This window comes from Nitrospira sp. (assembly GCA_016715825.1).
GTDB lineage: Bacteria > Nitrospirota > Nitrospiria > Nitrospirales > Nitrospiraceae > Nitrospira_D.
Genome location: JADJXO010000001.1, coordinates 414,524 through 432,707 on the forward strand (window position 1 = coordinate 414,524; position 18,184 = coordinate 432,707).

General features: G+C 53.4%; 12 protein-coding genes. All 12 read left to right on the top strand.

What is annotated here, in order from left to right; all coding sequences use genetic code 11:
- The first annotated feature begins 385 nt into the window (after window positions 1–385).
- The 12 genes from IPM58_01985 to IPM58_02040 all read left to right on the top strand — a co-directional run bounded on the left by IPM58_01985 (window position 386) and on the right by IPM58_02040 (window position 18,162).
- Window positions 386–1,666: a Gfo/Idh/MocA family oxidoreductase gene (locus tag IPM58_01985; protein ID MBK9305872.1), complete on the top strand. Its 1,281-nt coding sequence runs from the start codon at window positions 386–388 to the stop codon at window positions 1,664–1,666.
- A gap of 45 nt (window positions 1,667–1,711) precedes the next feature.
- Complete coding sequence (locus IPM58_01990) at window positions 1,712–3,868, top strand: bi-domain-containing oxidoreductase (protein MBK9305873.1); 2,157 nt, start codon at window positions 1,712–1,714, stop codon at window positions 3,866–3,868.
- Between the two features lie 154 nt (window positions 3,869–4,022).
- Window positions 4,023–5,753, top strand: a complete 1,731-nt coding sequence (locus tag IPM58_01995) for an alginate lyase family protein (GenBank protein ID MBK9305874.1) — start codon at window positions 4,023–4,025, stop codon at window positions 5,751–5,753.
- Entirely contained in the window at window positions 5,713–6,927 is a 1,215-nt protein-coding gene (locus IPM58_02000) for a glycosyltransferase family 4 protein (GenBank protein ID MBK9305875.1), read from the top strand. Before IPM58_01995 ends, IPM58_02000 begins: the two co-directional genes overlap by 41 nt.
- 186 nt (window positions 6,928–7,113) lie before the next feature.
- Window positions 7,114–7,818 (top strand): hypothetical protein, encoded by a 705-nt coding sequence (locus IPM58_02005; protein MBK9305876.1) that lies wholly within the window; start codon window positions 7,114–7,116, stop codon window positions 7,816–7,818.
- 181 nt (window positions 7,819–7,999) lie between these two features.
- A complete protein-coding gene (gene xrtD, locus IPM58_02010) occupies window positions 8,000–9,574 on the top strand; it encodes a VPLPA-CTERM-specific exosortase XrtD (protein MBK9305877.1) in 1,575 nt (524 codons plus the stop codon).
- Between the two features lie 32 nt (window positions 9,575–9,606).
- On the top strand, window positions 9,607–11,241 hold the full coding sequence (locus IPM58_02015) for an undecaprenyl/decaprenyl-phosphate alpha-N-acetylglucosaminyl 1-phosphate transferase (protein MBK9305878.1): 1,635 nt from the start codon (window positions 9,607–9,609) through the stop codon (window positions 11,239–11,241).
- Between the two features lie 73 nt (window positions 11,242–11,314).
- The gene (locus tag IPM58_02020; GenBank protein ID MBK9305879.1) at window positions 11,315–13,699 is read left to right on the top strand and encodes a tetratricopeptide repeat protein; all 2,385 of its coding nucleotides are present in this window, start codon (window positions 11,315–11,317) and stop codon (window positions 13,697–13,699) included.
- 9 nt (window positions 13,700–13,708) lie between these two features.
- Window positions 13,709–14,308, top strand: coding sequence for a polysaccharide biosynthesis/export family protein (locus IPM58_02025; GenBank protein ID MBK9305880.1), 600 nt, complete (start codon window positions 13,709–13,711; stop codon window positions 14,306–14,308).
- Window positions 14,305–15,543 (top strand): hypothetical protein, encoded by a 1,239-nt coding sequence (locus tag IPM58_02030; GenBank protein ID MBK9305881.1) that lies wholly within the window; start codon window positions 14,305–14,307, stop codon window positions 15,541–15,543. Before IPM58_02025 ends, IPM58_02030 begins: the two co-directional genes overlap by 4 nt.
- 4 nt (window positions 15,544–15,547) lie before the next feature.
- Complete coding sequence (locus IPM58_02035) at window positions 15,548–17,320, top strand: lipopolysaccharide biosynthesis protein (GenBank protein MBK9305882.1); 1,773 nt, start codon at window positions 15,548–15,550, stop codon at window positions 17,318–17,320.
- 14 nt (window positions 17,321–17,334) lie between these two features.
- Window positions 17,335–18,162: a CpsD/CapB family tyrosine-protein kinase gene (locus IPM58_02040; protein MBK9305883.1), complete on the top strand. Its 828-nt coding sequence runs from the start codon at window positions 17,335–17,337 to the stop codon at window positions 18,160–18,162.
- Window positions 18,163–18,184 lie beyond the last annotated feature (22 nt).

Here is an 18,184-nt window from a genome sequence, read left to right on the forward strand (position 1 = left end):
CGTTAAGTAGCCAGCTGGCTCTGTGAGTACTGCCAACTTGTTTCCATTGCAATCAACTCCTTAACTGCCAGATAAAGCGATGAAGGTATTAACGAATGAAGAATGGTGGGATGGGTTTCTTGACTATCGTCGGGGCCCCGAGGATTGCCGGATTAAGGTATTAGCCTGCCTCACCGTGGCAACCGTTGAGGAGTTGTACTTTATTCGGTCACGAAGCGCTCGCTTAGTATGGAACTATATACGAGAAATTGGCTTTCGAGATGTATGGAGAAAAATCGTTTCACGGCGTGATGAACGGCTACGTAATGAAAAGTTCTTGTCAGTCGGAGTTGGTTCAATTCAAGAATCCGGAACTTCTTCCAGCTTGTGCGAAGGAGATCGTGTGATGTTTATTGCTCCCACACACCCAAAGTGTGTGGAGCGGCTTGTGTTGCCTGCTGACTTGGTGAGACCCATTGAGTGGGTTCTTCCAGTTGAAGTTCAGGATGAGGTAATTGTTCACTCCGAATGCAGTAGAGCGCTTCCTGCCCGTTTGGAGAAACTGAAGGGCTGGAGCGCCTTTTCTGGAAACCCGCTGGACGATCTTTCATCCGCGTTTGAAGCTGCTCAGACTATGCTTATGGACCCATCAGTTTGGAGGAGAGCCCGGCGATTATCTGTTGACCCGAGAGGCATTCCATTGGAACGTCGAGATGGTAGAAAAGCGAGGGGAAGCAAACGCAAGCAAGGAGTTCTCTTTGGATACGGTAACTACGCCAAGGTGATCGTGTTGCCAAACATTACGCCTTATGTCGAAATCGCATGTATTCATGAAATCGATCCCTTGCAAATTCCTCTTGATGGGAAAGCTGCTGGTAAATGGGATACTGCGGATAATCTACGGGCAGAGGAGCAGTATGATGCATATTTCCTAGCTGGCTTCCACCATTCTCATGCGCCCTTAGCTGTAAAAGCGCTGAAGTCTGGTGCATCTGCTGTGGTGGAGAAGCCGTTGGCAGTCGATAGTACTCAGCTTTCCGAGTTGCTCACTGCGATGGCGGAGAGCAGTGGTGCTTTTTATTCCTGCTTTCATAAGCGATATCAAGCCTTCAATCAGCATGCATATTCTGATCTTCGTCTTGGGCCTGGTCATCCAGTATCGTATCATTGCATTGTGTACGAGGTGCCATTGCCGTCTCGTCATTGGTACCGGTGGCCTAACTCCAAGAGCCGGCTCGTATCAAATGGTTGTCACTGGATCGACCACTTTCTCTATCTTAATGATTACTGTGATGTCTCAAGGGCTGATGTGTTCATCGCACGCGATGGCTCAATCAATTGTTCTCTGGAGTTGAAGAACGGAGCTCTGTTCACAATGGTGCTTACCGATCAGGGGAGCGAGCGGGTTGGTGTGCAAGATTATATTGAACTCAGAGCCAACGGTGTAACCGTCCATATGCGAAATGGCGCAGTGTATGAATCAGAATCCAGGGATCGTGTTTTGCGAAGCATTAGAATTAACAAGATGGAGAGTTATCGACGTATGTATCGCTCCATTGGGCAGAAGATAGCCCAAGGACTTCCCGGAGATTCGATCGGGTCTGTCAGGGTCTCGACTGACGCTGTGCTCCAGCTTGAGAGCAAGTTGAAAGATGCTGTTGACGCAGAGAATGCAGTTTGGGTTTAGGGAAAAATCAGTGGCATCAATGACTGAGTTGCTGATGAGGGCATCATGAAGCAGATTCTTCAGAGTCTTAAAACTGGCTCTACGGAACTCGTTGAGATTCCTAGTCCAGGTTGCCACTCTGGTCATTTATTAATCCGTTCGTCTTCTTCACTGGTCTCTGCTGGGACCGAACGCATGCTTGTCGAATTCGGCAAAGCCAATCTGCTCGACAAAGCCCGTCAGCAGCCTGACAAAGTGCGGATGGTGCTCGATAAGGTCAAGACGGATGGGGTGATGCCGACACTGGAGGCAGTCCGCAATAAACTGGATCAGCCCTTGCCGATGGGTTACTGCAACGTCGGGACGGTCCTCGAGGTCGGCCAGGGAGTCGTTGGTTTTTCCGTCGGGGATCGAGTGGCCTCGAACGGAAAGCATGCTGAGATCGTCTGTGTTCCCAAGAATCTGTGTGCGAGGGTTCCGGATTGCGTCAGTGATGAGGCCGCGGCATTCACCGTAATCGGCGCGATTGGGTTACAGGGTATCCGGCTGATTCAACCAACCCTGGGTGAAGCTGTAGTGGTTTCCGGCTTGGGGCTGATCGGACTCATGACCGTTCAGTTGTTGAAAGCCCATGGATGTCGAGTGCTGGGGCTAGATTTTGATGTTAGCAAGCTGGCGCTTGCGCAGAAGCTGGGTGCAGAAACGGTCGATCTCAATCAGAACTCCGATCCGCTAGGGGCGGCGATGGCTTTTTCAAGAGGACGCGGCGTCGATGCGGTGATCATCACGGCTTCCACGAAGAGCAACGACCCCGTTCATTATGCGGCACAGATGTGTCGCAAACGAGGTCGAATTGTGTTGGTGGGAGTGACAGGACTGGAACTGTCTCGTGCGGACTTCTATGAAAAGGAACTAAGTTTTCAAGTGTCCTGTTCCTACGGACCTGGGCGCTATGACAGTGCGTATGAGGACAATGGCCATGATTATCCTGTGGGGTATGTGCGCTGGACCGAACAGCGTAACTTCGAGGCGGTCCTCGACATGCTGGCTGATCACCGCCTCCAGACAGACTTACTCATCTCTCATCATATTCCTTTTGATCAGGCCACGACTGCGTATGACATTATTTCAAGCCGCGTTCCGTCACTCGGGATCATCCTGGAATATCCTGAACCAGATGCCTTTTCTCACAGTCGATTGCTGAGGCGGACGATTGTCCGATCAGAAGACCCTCTCGACGGGGATCGTTCTGCCGCTACCCCGGTCATCGGGTGTATCGGTGCGGGAAACTATGCCACGCAGGTTCTCTTACCGGCTTTTCAGAAGACGGGAGTTCCGTTTCGAGCGGTCGCAAGCAGCACCGGTGTCAGCGCTGCTCACGCAGGGAGTAAGTTTGGATTTTCTGAAATCACGAGCGACGGGAGCAGTGTTATTGCGTCTCCTCATATCAATACGATCATCATTGCGACGCGGCATGATAGCCATGCGGCACTTGCCGGCGCGGCCCTGAAAGCGGGGAAACACGTCTTCGTCGAGAAACCCTTGGCCATCACCCGAGAAGCATTGACGGAACTTACTGAAGTGTATGACGAAAGTGTCAGGGCCCAAGTATCGCCACCTCTCGTGATGGTCGGGTTCAATCGTCGGTTTGCCCCACACATTCAGCGCATGAAACAGTTGCTCGATGGAGTCAGGGAACCCAAAACGTTTGTCATGACGGTCAACGCCGGTCATATTCCTCCTGACCATTGGACCCAGGACCGACTGATCGGGGGAGGGCGTATCATCGGCGAAGGCTGCCATTTTGTCGATCTCCTTCGCTTTTTGGCCGGATCATCGATTGTTGCCGTCCAAGCTATGACGACAGGCAAAACACCGGGTGCCATAAGAGCCGAGGATACAGTAACCGTCACCTTACGATTTGAGGATGGATCCATGGGAACCGTCCATTATTTTTCCAACGGGCATAAGGCATTTCCCAAAGAACAGCTTGAGGTGTTTTGCGGCGGCAAGGTGTTGAAGCTGGATAACTTCAAAACGCTTCGTGGCTACGGATGGTCTGGCTTTCGAAAAATGGATCTCTGGAACCAGGACAAAGGACAGGTCGCATGTGTTGCCGCTTTCGTAGACGCAATTCGCAGAGGTACAGGCGCTCCAATCCCTTGGAATGAACTTGTAGAGGTAACACAGGTGACCTTCGGCATCATGGATGCACTCACATAGGCGCTTCCCCTTCATGAAGCAGCTGGGCCTTTATGTCAGGACGCTCACACATCTTCGTCCTTCACAAGTTGCGTACTTTCTTCACCGACGAATCCTTCCACAGTTTCGGTCTGTAGTCAAAACGGATCATGCCAGAAGACGTTCGAGCGTCTCAATGATTTCCGGTATTTCAGCATCGACGTCTACCGGAGATGATTCATACTTCCGCTTCCTGAGACAGGCGAAATCCCACCAGGCTGACCAGGTCGACTGGGTCAGCAAGGATATGCCGAAGCTCTGGCGCTATAATTTGCACTATTTTGATTACCTTCATGATTCAGAACGTTCTCTTGAGAATAAGCGTCGCCTCATCAACGACTGGATACGGCACAATCCTCCGGGTGCTGAAGATGCGTGGGAGCCCTATACGGTTTCACTCAGGATCGTGAACTGGATCAAGTTCTTTTTAACCAAAGACTGTACTGGATCCGAAGAACACTGTGAGGAGCTGCCAAAAGTTGAATGGATTGAGAGTCTCCATCAGCAAGCACTCTGGCTGGAGCACAACATTGAATACCACCTCTTGGCCAACCACTATCTAAAGAACGGTGTCGCGCTATTGTTTGCCGGTCTGTACTTCCAAGGGGTCGATGCAGAGCGATGGCTTCGAAAAGGCACCAAGATTCTACGATCTGAACTCCAGGAGCAATTCCTTGACGATGGCGGGCACTTTGAGCGAAGTCCCATGTATCACTCGATCTGTCTCGTCGACTATCTTGATGTGGTGAATCTAACCCAGAATTCCCAAGGTACGATCGTCGGTGATCTTGTCCATGAATTTCGAAACACAGTGACTGCCGCCCTAGAGTTCTTGAACGGTATCTGCCTGCCCGACGGCGACATTCCTCTCTTCAACGATTCGGCGTTCGGGATCGCACCAACGCCTCGCCAGATCTTCGAGTACGCGAAGAAGGTCATCGGGTACCAGGTTCCACCTCCCTCAAGCAGTGTGGCAGTGAATGCCTTTCCGCAGACCGGGTACTACGTCACTCGCAAGGCGGGGGACATGCTCGTCGTTGATTGTGGATCGATTGGTCCGGATTATCAGCCTGGCCATGCGCATTGCGATACGCTGAGTTATGAACTGACGATCGATGGACAGCGAGTGATTGTCGATAGCGGAGTATTGGACTATGAGCCAAGCCCAGAACGAGCGTATGCACGCAGTACGAAGGCCCACAATACCGTCATGATTGATGGAGAGGAGCAGTCGGAGATATGGGGCGTCTTTCGCGTGGCTCGTCGGGCCAGACCGATCAGCGGGCAAATTGCCAAGAATGAACACGAGTCGGTTCTGTTCGAAGGCGCGCATGACGGATACATGAGATTGAACGGGAAGCCGATTCATAAGAGGCGACTCGTCCATGATGGAGGTCAGGTAAGTTGGATTATTACGGATGAAGTAGCAGGAATGGGAACTCATCGCATGGAGTCATTCGTACATTTTCATCCTGATGTAACACTCGTCGAGTCGGGGGCAAATTGTTTCACGATTGAGCGCGGTGGAGAGACGATTGCAAGCATTGACGCGTTGCACCCGTGTCAGGTTGCGATCGAGGAAGGCTGCTATTTTCCAGAGTTTGGTTTGAGCCGGAAGAACCTTGTGCTAGCCTTTGCTTGTTCGGGAGAGCTTCCTCTTCAACTGAGCTATCGAATTCAAAAGACGACGGACCATGACACCAAGGCCACCAGGCGTGCGAATTCTCTTCCTGTCGCATTATTTCCCTCCGGAGGTGAATGCCCCGGCGACGAGAACGTACGAACATTGCCGGCAGTGGGTGAAAGACGGTCACCAGGTGACGGTCGTGACCTGTGCACCGAATCATCCACAAGGAAAAGTCTATGAAGGTTTTCGTAATCGGTTGTATCAGCATGAAACAAAAGACGGCATCACGGTTATCAGGGTGTGGACGTTCATTACGGCAAACGAGGGGTTCTTCAAACGAACCTTCAACTACATCTCTTACATGTGTTCCGCCTCCGTCGTAACTCTCTTTCTGCCGAAAGCGGACGTCGTGCTGTCAACTTCACCGCAGTTCTTCAACGGTCTCGCAGGGTACGTGGTCAGCAGACTGCGGCGGATCCCTTGGGTGCTGGAGATCCGTGATCTATGGCCGGAATCCATTGTGGCTGTGGGTGCCATCAAAAGTCCTGCCATCATTCAGATGCTGGAATGGATCGAGCGATTCGCCTATCGCAAGGCGGATCGGATCGTGCCGGTCACCGATTCATTCCGAGCGTACATGTTGAACAAGGGCATCGAAGACGACAAAATCGTGGTCGTCAAGAATGGTGTTGATCTCGCCCAATATGCTCCATGTGACCGAGTCGGTTCTTTGGCAGAACAGCTTGGAGTCAAGGGAAAGTTTGTCGTGTCCTATTTCGGGACCCATGGCATGGCGCATCATCTTGAGACGGTTCTGCAGGCAGCCCGTCGCTTGAGTCATGCAAGGCATATTGTCTTCTTGATGGTCGGCGATGGAGCTGAACGTCAAGCACTCGTACGCATGCGAGACGAGATGGGGCTCGATAACGTCGTGATGCTCGATCAACAACCGAAGAGCCGCATGCGCGAGCTCTGGGCACTGTCGGATGTCAGCCTCGTGCTGCTCAAGAAGTCAGAGCTCTTCAAGACGGTCATCCCGTCAAAGATCTTTGAGAGCCTGGCAATGGAGAAACCGATACTCTTAGGTGTGGAAGGAGAGAGCGCTGAACTGATCCAGGCAGCACAGGCAGGTATGTGCATCGAGCCTGAACAAGCCGATGAATTAGCAGCCCGAGTGTCGGAGTTGTCTCACAACCCTGAGTTGTGTCAGCAGCTGGGCAGGAATGGACGAGCCTATGTCATCAAGCATTTCGATCGGACCACGCTTGCTAGAAGACTGAGCGCTGTGATCGAACGGGTCGGCTACATGACATCTCCTCAGTTCGGCAAGGGGGAAACCCGAGGCGAGGACACATGGGAACGGTACGATGATGAGCGGCTGAGTGCCGGGAAAGTTTTGCCGCCTGGTCGCTGACGGAGACAATTTTGAACAGTGCTGCAGGGAGCCAGACACAGTGGCTCCTACGACCTTCCATCATGATTCTTGGTTTTGCATGGAGATAGGTCGGGCCGAAAGATGGCCCGAGATTTGCTGGAGAAGTTCAGTTCATGCGTGTTCCTCATGACCAACCTCTAACCAATCTCTAGAAGGAGCGGTGATATGCAGATGATCAGATCATTGTTTAAGAGAGGGGGCATACTGACGGCTACGGCGGTCTGTGCCCTGTTGGTTCCTTTCACGGCAGCGCACGCTGCTCCGGTGACCTACTCGTTCGCCGGAAACCTTGACAACGATCCCCTGAGTCAGTACTCCGTTTCGGGCCACTTTACCTTCGACAACGCAACAGGTGGGAGTGGTGGGGTCTACAATGATGCGGTCAAGGATTTCACCTGGAACTTAAGTGTCGGAGGAGCGCTCGTGTATACATCGACGTTTACTCCGGGCGCCAACGCCGTGACGGTTGCGAAAGACATGCCGTTGCTCTTCGGAGGCATGGTCGATCGCTGGGCAATGACCACTGCGGCTACGAGTACTCAACTGCTGAGTGCGGGTACTCCACCTGTCGATCATGTCCCGTTTAGATTTGATCTTCGGTTCGATCGCGCGGGAGGGGGATTGTTTGGTGATACAAGTCTGCAAGATCCACCGAGTTTGGCAAGCCTTGGTGTTCCAGGTGCAGGTAGTGCGAGATGGCGGCTCTTTTTCGAGGATGTGGGTGGCACTCCGTCCGCATATGTCGGATCGATCACCAGCTTGACGGCGGTCCCATTGCCGGCTGCGGTGGTCCTCTTCGGTGCGGGGCTGATCTCCTTGGTCGGCTTGGGTGCGGGCGGCTTGAGAAATCTCCACGGATCTAAGGTCTAGTCGAATACCTCGTTCCTGATCGTGCGGGCTTGATACTCTGTGAAGGGTATCAAGCCCGGTTCTTTCTTCGAAATCAATCGACAGATTTAAGGTTCCGATACACAATCGCGTATCGACCTACTCTTCCGGATCGATAACGTGTTCGGATTATTCCTGATTCACATTTCAACACGACCGTCTCATGTCTAGCACGCGTTCACTTGTCATCGCATCGGCTCTGATCGTGTCGCTCCTTGCATACATGTATGCGGACAGTCTCGTGTTTCTGTTGAGCCGATGGCTTGGGAGCGAGGATTATAGCCATGGGATATTCGTGCCGTTCATCAGCGGGTATTTGGTTTGGCAATTACGTCATCATCTCAGCGGAATTGCCAAGGAAAAGTCCTGGTGGGGGATCCCGATCATGACGGTGGGGCTCATCCTCTATGTGGTAGGGGAGCTGTCTACGTTGTTCGTCCTCTTACATATCTCATTGTGGGTCGTATTGATCGGGTTAACCATCACGCTCCTCGGTCTTCGGGGGGCTCACGCCATCGCATTTCCTCTTGGATATCTCTTGACCGCAATCCCACTTCCGACTTTCTTCTATGCGAATCTATCGAGTCAGCTTCAATTGTGGTCGTCATCTCTCGGAGTGGGGTGTTTGCAGCTCGTCGGGGTGATCGCCTTTCGCGAGGGCAATGTCATCGATCTTGGGCAAGTTCAGCTTCAGGTTGTCGAAGCCTGTAGCGGGGTTCGGTATCTGCTTCCCTTAACCGCGCTTGCCCTGTTGTGCGCGTATCTGTTCAAGGACAAGATGTGGAAACGAGTTGTTCTGGTACTCTCCGCGATTCCAATTTCAATCCTTCTTAATGGATTTCGGATCGGCATGATCGGCGTACTGGTCGAACTCTATGGGAAGGGGGCGGCGGAAGGGTTTTATCATCTCTTTGAGGGGTGGGTGATTTTCATGGTGAGTTTGGCCCTGCTCATCATTGAAATGGGGTTATTGGGAAAGATTGGAGCAGCCGGGCCTCATGAATCATTCCTGGGGCAGTTTTCATGGGGACAACACTCCAAGGATCATGATGTGGCGGCCACGGCAACCCTACCGAACCGCATCGTGCCTAGTCCTAGTCCGGCCTATCTGTGCAGCGTGGCGATTCTCATCCCCTTTACGATGCTTTCGAGCCTGTTAGCAGATCGTGAGGAGATTCCTCCGACGAGGATGAGCTTTGTGGACTTCCCGATGCAGGTCGGCTCGTGGCGAGGCGAGCGTTTTCCTCTGGAAAAACAGTATATCGACGCACTCCGATTCGATGATTACGTGTTAGCCGACTATCGCTCAGCTCCCGGGCACCTGGTCAACTTCTATTCCGCCTACTATGGATCACAACGAAAAGGACAATCCGCCCACTCACCTAAGAGTTGTTTGCCTGGTGGCGGTTGGGAGATCGCCTCCCTCACGCACAAGGAATTGCCGTCGTCACGACAGATGAAGCAGCCGGTTATGGCGAATCGTGCTGTCATTCGCAAGGGTGATCAAAAGCAGATTGTCTTGTACTGGTTCAAGCAACGGGACCGCTATCTTGCGGATGAGTATCTGGTCAAGTTGTTCTTGATGTGGGATGCGGTCTCACGACAACGCACGGACGGTGCGTTGGTGAGGCTCGCCTCGTTGGTAGGTCCGGGTGAATCAGAGGCAATGGTCGACCAACGTCTTCAAGATTTTGCGGCTGAAATGGGACATGAATTGAATCGGTTTGTCCCTGACTAAATAAGGACCGCTGAACGGGTAAGGATGCATCGATGATCAACGAACTGTTTTTTAGCTTCATGACAGCCCTCTTGCTGTGCATGGGTCTGATCCCTCTCTTACGGCTGGTCGCTGAACGATTTCAGGTAATGGATTTGCCTGGAGAGCGAAAAGTCCACGCACACCCTATTCCACGAATTGGAGGCGTCGCTTTTGCCGTCGGTGCATGCGCTTCAATCGCCTGGTGGGGAGAAAAGGATACGACTTCCCTCTCCGTGTTGCTCGGATGCCTGACTATCGTGGGGTTTGGAGTATGGGATGATCGGGTCGATCTCGGCTACCGGACAAAACTCATTGGACAATTCCTTGGTGCCCTCGTTGTCGTCTGGGGTGGTGACATTCGATTCGCCACACTGCCGTTTCTTTCTGAAACGGAAACGCCTGTGTGGGCCGGAAGTCTCTTGACCATTATCTTTCTCATCGGGGTATCGAACGCGGTCAATCTCACGGATGGGTTGGATGGACTCGCCGGTGGATTGTCGTTTTTGACGCTGAGTGGGATTGCCTATTTGGCGTACCTGTCGAGTGACTCGACCGTTCTGATGCTGACGGTTCCATTTCTTGGAGCGCTCTTAGGGTTTTTGCGATACAACACGTATCCAGCACGAATCTTTATGGGCGACGGTGGTAGCCAGCTCTTAGGATTCATGATGGGTGTGTTGGTCATCTTGCTGACGGACTCGGTGCGCGGTCCGTTTAGCCCCACACTTTCCCTATTCTTACTGGGATTGCCGTTTCTGGATACACTTGGCGTCACGGGTCAGCGGTTGGCAGAGGGGCGATCCCCATTCGTCGGTGATCGCGCGCATGTCCATCACAAACTCCTGCGCGTTGGGTTGACCCACTATGAAGCCGTCATGGCCATCTACCTGATTCAGGCCGGTATGTTAGGAGTCGCCTACGTATTGCGATGGGAGTCGGATGCACTGATTCTTCCTCTCTATCTCCTTCTTGCGATCATCGTACTCCTGCTCTTTGTCGCCGCCGGGCGTGACCTCCTTCCGACACCGTCGTCACGGGACGGACTATTTGTCTCAAACATCACGCTCAGGCGGTTTGTGAAGGAGCGATGGCTCAACGATCTGCCGATTCAATTTCTAGCGGTGGCCGTACCGTTGTTCTTGATCGCGTTGGTCTTTCTCCCATCACATGTACCCAATGATGTGGGATACCTTTCGATCGCGCTCTTCGGCATCGTGTTATTGGGGCTATCATTCTCCAGCAAAGTCGCTCCCTATTTTGTGCGGGGCGGACTCTACGTCGGGACGACGTTCCTCCTGTATGTCAGTGAAGGAACCAAGGCGTCTTCTGTGACGGCGATGACCATGGCGCATAACACCTTCTTCTTACTGGTCGCCATCATGGTGATCCTGAGCCTCCGATTCAATGAGGATAATCGGTTCCAGACCACGCCGCTCGATTATTTGATGATCTTGCTGGCCGTGACGTTTCCGCTTCTTCCTGAAGTCAATGCGGGCATCGCGCACCTGGGAATCTTCGCCGCCAAGCTGATCGTGCTGTTCTTCTCCTTCGAATTGCTGCTCCATGCCTTCTCAAGCCGTGTCAGACAGTTGGGACTCGTGTCGCTCTGGATTCTGTTCGGGTTAGGAATTCGGATTTTGTTGTAGCGAACCGGGTTACGTAATAACCTACAAGCAAGACGAAGCATTTCTTCACACTCTATATGGGTGAACGGTAGCCATGAACGTTCGATTGAGTCTCATCGCCTTGATCGCAGTCACGCTGACGGCATGTGGTGGCCCTGAAGAGAGAAAAGCAAAGTATTTCTCTCGAGCGCATGAATATATGGATGCCGGGAATTATCCAAAAGCCAGAGTGGCGCTCCGAAATGTGCTGAAGATTGATCCCAAGGACGGAGAGGCCTATTACCTCTTCGCTCGGGTGGAAGAAAAAGAAAAGAACTGGCGGAACGCGGTGCAGTTATACCAGGAGACTATCAGATTGGTTCCCGATCACCAGGCCGCGCTCATTACGCTTGGGAAATACTATCTTGAAGCTCGGTTGACGGACCAGGTATCGGAGGTGGCCGATACTGTTCTACGGAACAATCCACGACATCCTCAAGCAGCGGCTCTGAAGATTGCTGCACAGACTGTAACAGAGCAGGGCGTGTCCGCTGCCATTCCCAAGGCTGAGGCCCTCGCAACGGAGTTTCCGACGGAGCCGGATGTCGCCATCCTCCTGGCGACGCTGTATCGACATCAGAAACGGTATGGAGAGGCAGAACGCGCGCTTCAACGTGCGCTCCAGCTGTACCCCAACGACCTCGATCTCCTCAATAATATGAGCGGGGTTTTCAGCAGCGCCAAGAACTGGACGGGTGCCGAAACGATCCTTCGCCGTATGATCGAGACCGAGCCGCTATCCATGGACCATCGAATCAGGCTGGTCCGCTTTTATATGGGTCGAGATGCCTTTGGTAAGGCGGAGGCTGTTTTGCGCGAAGCGATTGCATTGGACCCGGACGACGAGCGGCGTCGTCTCGCTCTGTCGGACTTTCTTGTCAACCGGAAAGATCTCGTTGGTGCGGAACGTGTTCTTCTCGATGCTACCGTGCAGCTGCCGCATGCACGTCACCTACAGTTCGGATTAGCCGCACTCTACCGAACGAGTGGGCAAGACGAAAAGGCACGAGACCGATACAAGGCGCTCGTTCAAGAATTTGAAGATGGTCCGGTGGGGTTGGAGGCAAAGGTACGATTGGCGGAAATGGATCTCTTGGCCGGAAAGCAGGTTGACGCGGAACGCCGGGTGCAAGAGGTGTTGAAAGAGAATCCTCGCTCTTCCGATGGGTTGATCCTGTCGGGACGTATGGCTTTGGCAAGACGGAATGCAAAAGATGCCGTACAGGCATTCCGCACGGTCCTGCACGATCAGCCAGAACTCGCGACGGTCCACTATCTCTTGGGCCAGGCCTACCAGCTCACCGGCGAAACCAACTTGGCGAAGGAAAGTCTTGAGCGGGCCGTTGTTCTGTATCCAGATCAAGTCGAGGCCAAACGATCGCTTGCGGTCCTTGAGAGTCGGAGTGGCCGGTATCAGCAAGCACGTGCGCGACTCGACGATCTGCTGAAGCAGCGCCCCGATGATGTCGCGGCTCTGGACATGCTGATGACACTTGATCTGATGACGAAGAATTGGTCGGGAGCGGAGAGAACCTTGGCGCAGCTTCGCCGTGTGTCGGGTGAGCACCACGTCGCGCTGCTGGCTGAAGGACGGTTTTATGAGGCGCAACAGCGATGGAATGACGCGGGGCGTGCCTATGAACGGGCGATCGTCTCGGCTCCCAACGAGCCGGAACCACTCCTCGCTCTGCTCAAAGTGGAGGTGGCTCAACGACAGACTACGAAGGCTCGGGGTCGTCTGCAGGCCATCCTCGCGGCTCGATCAGATCATCCCTTTGCACATGGATTACTGGGTGAAGTGTTATCTCTTCTGGGCGAGCGTGAAGCGGCAGCGCGAGAGTATCGGGAGGCGGTGCAGTTGAATCCAAGATGGCTGACGCCATGGTTGAATTGGGCCACATTGGCACGTGCCGAGAAACAGCCTGCGGTTGCTGTGCACATCGTCGAAGATGGTCTTAAGGCCAATCCGGACAGTGAAGAACTCTATATGTTGTTGGCTTCTGCTCAGTCCGAGCAGGGGCAAATCGATGCGGCGATGAATGCGTATGACGCGGCACTGCGTCTCAATCCTCGCAACGTCCTGGCGGCGAATAACCTCGCGGTCTTACTGGTGGATCGAAAGGGCGACCAGCCTAGTCTCCAAAAGGCATTTGCCCTCAGCAGAGATTTTGAGAAAGAGGCTCCGCATCCCCTGTTCCTCGATACCCTTGGGTGGGTGCGATTCAAAATGGGGCAGCAGGAAGAAGCGATTCGTCTCATGAAACATGCGGTCGCTAAGGCTCCAGAAACGTCTATCCTGAACTATCATCTCGGGATCGCATTCTTCCAATCCGGGAAACGTGACGAAGCCAGGGTGCATCTCTCCAAGGCGCTGAAGAGCGCCGAAGTGTTTGACGGACGACAAGAGGCCGAACAAGTTCTTGCACAGCTCAAAGGATAAGGAGACGCCATGTCTTGTTTTCTTCAAAGGTTGATGAAGCGATGGCTCCTGGTGCTAGGAATAGTCGTTGGCCTTCCTGCATGTGGAGGAGAAATCACGACCACGGCCATGGCTTCGGAGATCGATCCGGAATACCAGCTAGGAGCTGAAGATGTTCTGTTGATTTCCGTCTGGAAAGATGAACAGCTCACACGAGAAGTTGTAGTTCGCCCGGATGGGATGTTCTCGTTCCCTCTCATTGGTGACATTCAGGCCGAGGACAGAACGGTGGATCAAATCCGTACCGATCTTGTTCAGCGATTGACGAAGTATATCCCAAATCCAAACGTGTCCGTGGCAGTGAACAAAGTGGCAAGTTACAAGGTGTATATCGTTGGACGAGTGAATAAACCAGGTGAATACGTGATTGGGCATTACGCCGATGTCCTTCAAGCCTTGAGTCTTGCCGGAGGATTAACGCCATTTGCCAAAGAAAATGACATTAAAGTCATGCGCCGAGTACGAGGAGAACAGCACGCCATTCCCTTTCGGTATGGAGACATGAGAAACGGGAGGGCGCTGGAGCAAAATATCGTTCTGCAACGTGGTGACGTTGTGATGGTGCCGTGACGGTTCATGCGCGGGTGCAGTTGAAGGGCTCGAAGGAGAGTCGAGGGTGGGGTAGCAAGTGGGGTCCCGCCGTTCTGTGCGGTTTCATGGTCATCTTGCTCAGTATGGTGTCGAGGATCCAGGCTGCAGAATGGTCGGTGTCCCCTTCTCTAGGAGTCAAGGGAGTTTATAACAGCAATTTGCTGCTGACGCCGCTCCCTCACGATGACACGTATGGATATTGGGTGACACCGGCGATGGAAGTATCAGGCAATAGCGAACGGCTGGAGATGAGCAGCCGAATCGCGGCGGATGTTGTCGGATATTTTGGAGGAGAGGAGAGGCAATTTACGAACGTATTTGTGCCATTGTCCATCCGCTATAAGACGGAGAACGATGTGATCGGATTCTCGGGAGGCCTCACCCGCGACAATACCCTGCTCAGCGAATTACAGGCCACGGGGGTGGTGCTCCAGTTTGCCCAGCGCAATCAGTGGAACTTCAACCCGACGTGGACGAGAAGATTGACCGAGAAATTGTCGTTTCAATCAGGGGTGCAGTTTTCAGACACGACCTATGAAAGCGGACGGTTGGTCGACTACCGGTTGTTTGGTGGGTCTGGCGGGTTCGGTTATGCGCTGACCGAACGGGATCAAGTCCAGATCATGGGATCATATCTCGACTTTAGAACGACCGATTCACCGTCCGTATTCCGATCCAACTTTCCGGGGATCGACATGAGCCTGACCCATGCATTCAGTGAATCCCTGACAGGCACGGTCCATGGCGGCCCACGGTTTCTCCAATCCACCTCGGAGATCGTAGGTGGAAATTTTACCACGCGCGATACGGTGTGGTTGGTCGGGGCGAGCCTGCAACAACAATTTGAACGAGCCACGGTCAGCGCATCCTTCGAACGTGATTTGGTCCCGAGCGGATTTGGATTGCTCATCCAGACCAATCGAGCGCAGGCGTCAGCTTCGTACGACATCTCAGAAACGCTGAACTGTTCCGTGAGCGTGGTCGGTGTGCTGACCTCTGGGAAGTCACCAGTGGCGGTCGGCGGCGTGTTTCCGGATAGCCGCTATGTCAGCGTGGCGCCGAAACTGTCCTGGAAGTTTCTGGAGTGGTGGCAGGCCGAGGTGTCCTATATGCATCGCTGGCGTGACATCGATACGCAGGTGGATTCGGCGAATTCTCATGCGACGACATTTATGGTGACCTATTATCCACCGAAACGGACATTGTTCCACTAAGATCATGACACACACACACACCTCACAACAGATCTCCGAACAGGGGAAGAGTTTCGCTGAATATCTCGCCGCCTTTCGACGGCACCGAACGCTGATTCTACTCACGAGCTTCGGTCTACTCACCGTCTCGTTGGTATTAGCGTTTCTCTGGCCGCCGACCTATAAGTCGACGGCAACGATATTGATCGAAGAGCAGGAAATTCCTTCAGACCTCGTTCGCTCCACCATTACCAGTTATGCCGATCAACGGATTGAGACCATCAAGCAACAGGTGATGAGCCGCACCACACTCTGGAAAGTGGTCGAGCAATTCAATCTCTACCAGGAAGAACGGAAAAGCAGTCCCACGGAAGAGATTATAAAACGCTTTATTAAGGATATCGAGGTCGAGGTCATCAGTGCGGATGTCGTCGACAAACGCACGCAGCATGCGACCAAAGCCACCATCGCCTTTACCGTTACGTACCAGAATCGATCGCCTGAACTGGCCCAACAGGTGGCCAACGAACTGACGAGTCTGTTCCTGGGCGAAAACTTGAAGAGCCGTGAACGGCAGGCGCAGGAGGCCACGTCGTTTCTGCAGCAGGAAGCAGAAAACCTGGCTCAACATATCAACGACATCGATGAGAAAATCGCAAAGTTTAAGCGGCGAGCGAATGGAGCGCTGCCGGAGTTGACCGCCCTGAATCAGCAGTTGATGAACCAAGCCGAGCGTGAGTTGATGGATGTCGATCAGCAGATGCGTAGCCTGGAAGAGCGCAAGACCTACCTTGAAGGAGAGCTGGCGACCATCAAACCAAATACTCCGATTCTCTCGGTGACCGGAGAACGGATTTTGGATTCGACCGAACGACTCCGGGCGCTTCGCGCGGAGTACGCAGCGGCTTCCGCAAATCTCTCGGCGGATCACCCGGACATCGTGAAAATGAAACAGGAGATTGAGGCCTTAGAGAAGGAAACCGGACGACCTCCAGACGGCGAAGAAGCTTCAAAGCAGCTCATCGATGCCCGTGCTGTCTTGGCAGCCGACCTCGAAAGACTTGGAGCCGTCCATCCGGATATCCTTCGTGCACAGCGGAAAGTCGCGGCTCTCGAACAGGAGGTCTTGAGGTTCCGCTCCATACCAAGCCCGTCTACGGGCCAACGGCCTGAAAACCCGGCCTATATTAATCTTCAGGCACAGCTGAATTCGGCCCTTTCTTCACTGGAGGCGCTCCGCAAGACGCGGCTGGAGGTGAAGCGCCGGTTGAATGAATATGCAACACGCCTGGAACGATCTCCTGGGATCGAACCGGAGTATCTGGTGTTCATGAGAGATCGAGACACGTCGGCGCAGAAATACCAAGAAATCAGGTCACGACTGTTGGAAGCGAAGGTGTCGGAAGGGTTGGAGGTGCAGCGAAAAGGTGAACGGTTTTCTTTAATTGATCCGCCAAGTCTTCCCGAAAAGCCATTTAAACCCAACCGTCTCGCTATCGTGTTGCTCGGCACGGTTCTGGCCCTCGGTGCCGGCATCGGTGCGGGAGCGGCTGTCGAATCGATGGATCACTCGATCCGGTCCCCTGAGCAGCTCCTACAGCTCACACAGCATTTTCCCCTGGCCGTGGTCCCGTTTATGCCCAATGAAGAGGATGTATCACAAATACGGGTCAGACGACGACTCGCCCAAACGGCAGGAGTCGGGGTCATCGGAACGGCACTCGTGCTGCTGCATGTATTCGTGATTCCATTGGATGTGCTGTGGTTTACCGCCTTGAGACGAATTGGTATGGAATAAGGAACAAGAAGGCTATGGATCGTATTCGAACAGCGCTGGACCTCTATCGAGAAATGAAAGGCACATCTGCGACCGAGGCCCAACCAAAGCGGTCTTCGGAGCAGGGTGTCCCGCCTCCCATCACCTATACACGGACGAAGTCGCTGACCGTCCCTCGGGCTGTTCTGCAGGGGCATCGCGTAATGGCCGCGTATAACAAGGGGGCCTTTGTCGACGCCTACAAGATCCTACGAACGCAGGTCACGCACCGCCTCCGGGAAAACGGTTGGAACGTCGTCGGGGTCACCAGCCCCGGGTACGGAGAGGGCAAAACGCTCACGGCGATCAACCTCGCGGTGAGTCTTGCGATGGAAACGACGCAGACGGTCCTCCTCGTCGACTCAGATCTCCAGGACCCCACGGTGCATCACGTCTTTGGTGTACAGGACTGTCTCGGTTTGGCGGACTATCTATTGGATGATCTGCCCGTGGAAGATCTGCTCGTGCATCCCGGCATCGGGCGATTCGTCCTGTTGCCGGGGGGAAGAGCGATTTCAAACTCGACCGAAATACTGACGTCTCCCAAAATGGTCGCCCTCGTCGAGGAGTTGAAACATCGATATCCTTCTCGCTTTGTCGTCTTTGATCTCCCACCGTTACTGCATACGGCTGATGTCTTGGCCTTTTCTCCCTATACGGATGCCCTACTCATGGTCGTTGAAGAAGGTAAAACGACGGGCGAAGAGCTCCAGCGTGCGCTCGGGCTGGTCAGAGACTCGCGTCCCGTTCTAGGAACAGTATTGAACAAAGCCGGTCGATCATCGTTGAGTCTTGCCGATATGAAGGCCATGTTGTCTTCGTAGTCAGGACGGAACAATCCGAGAC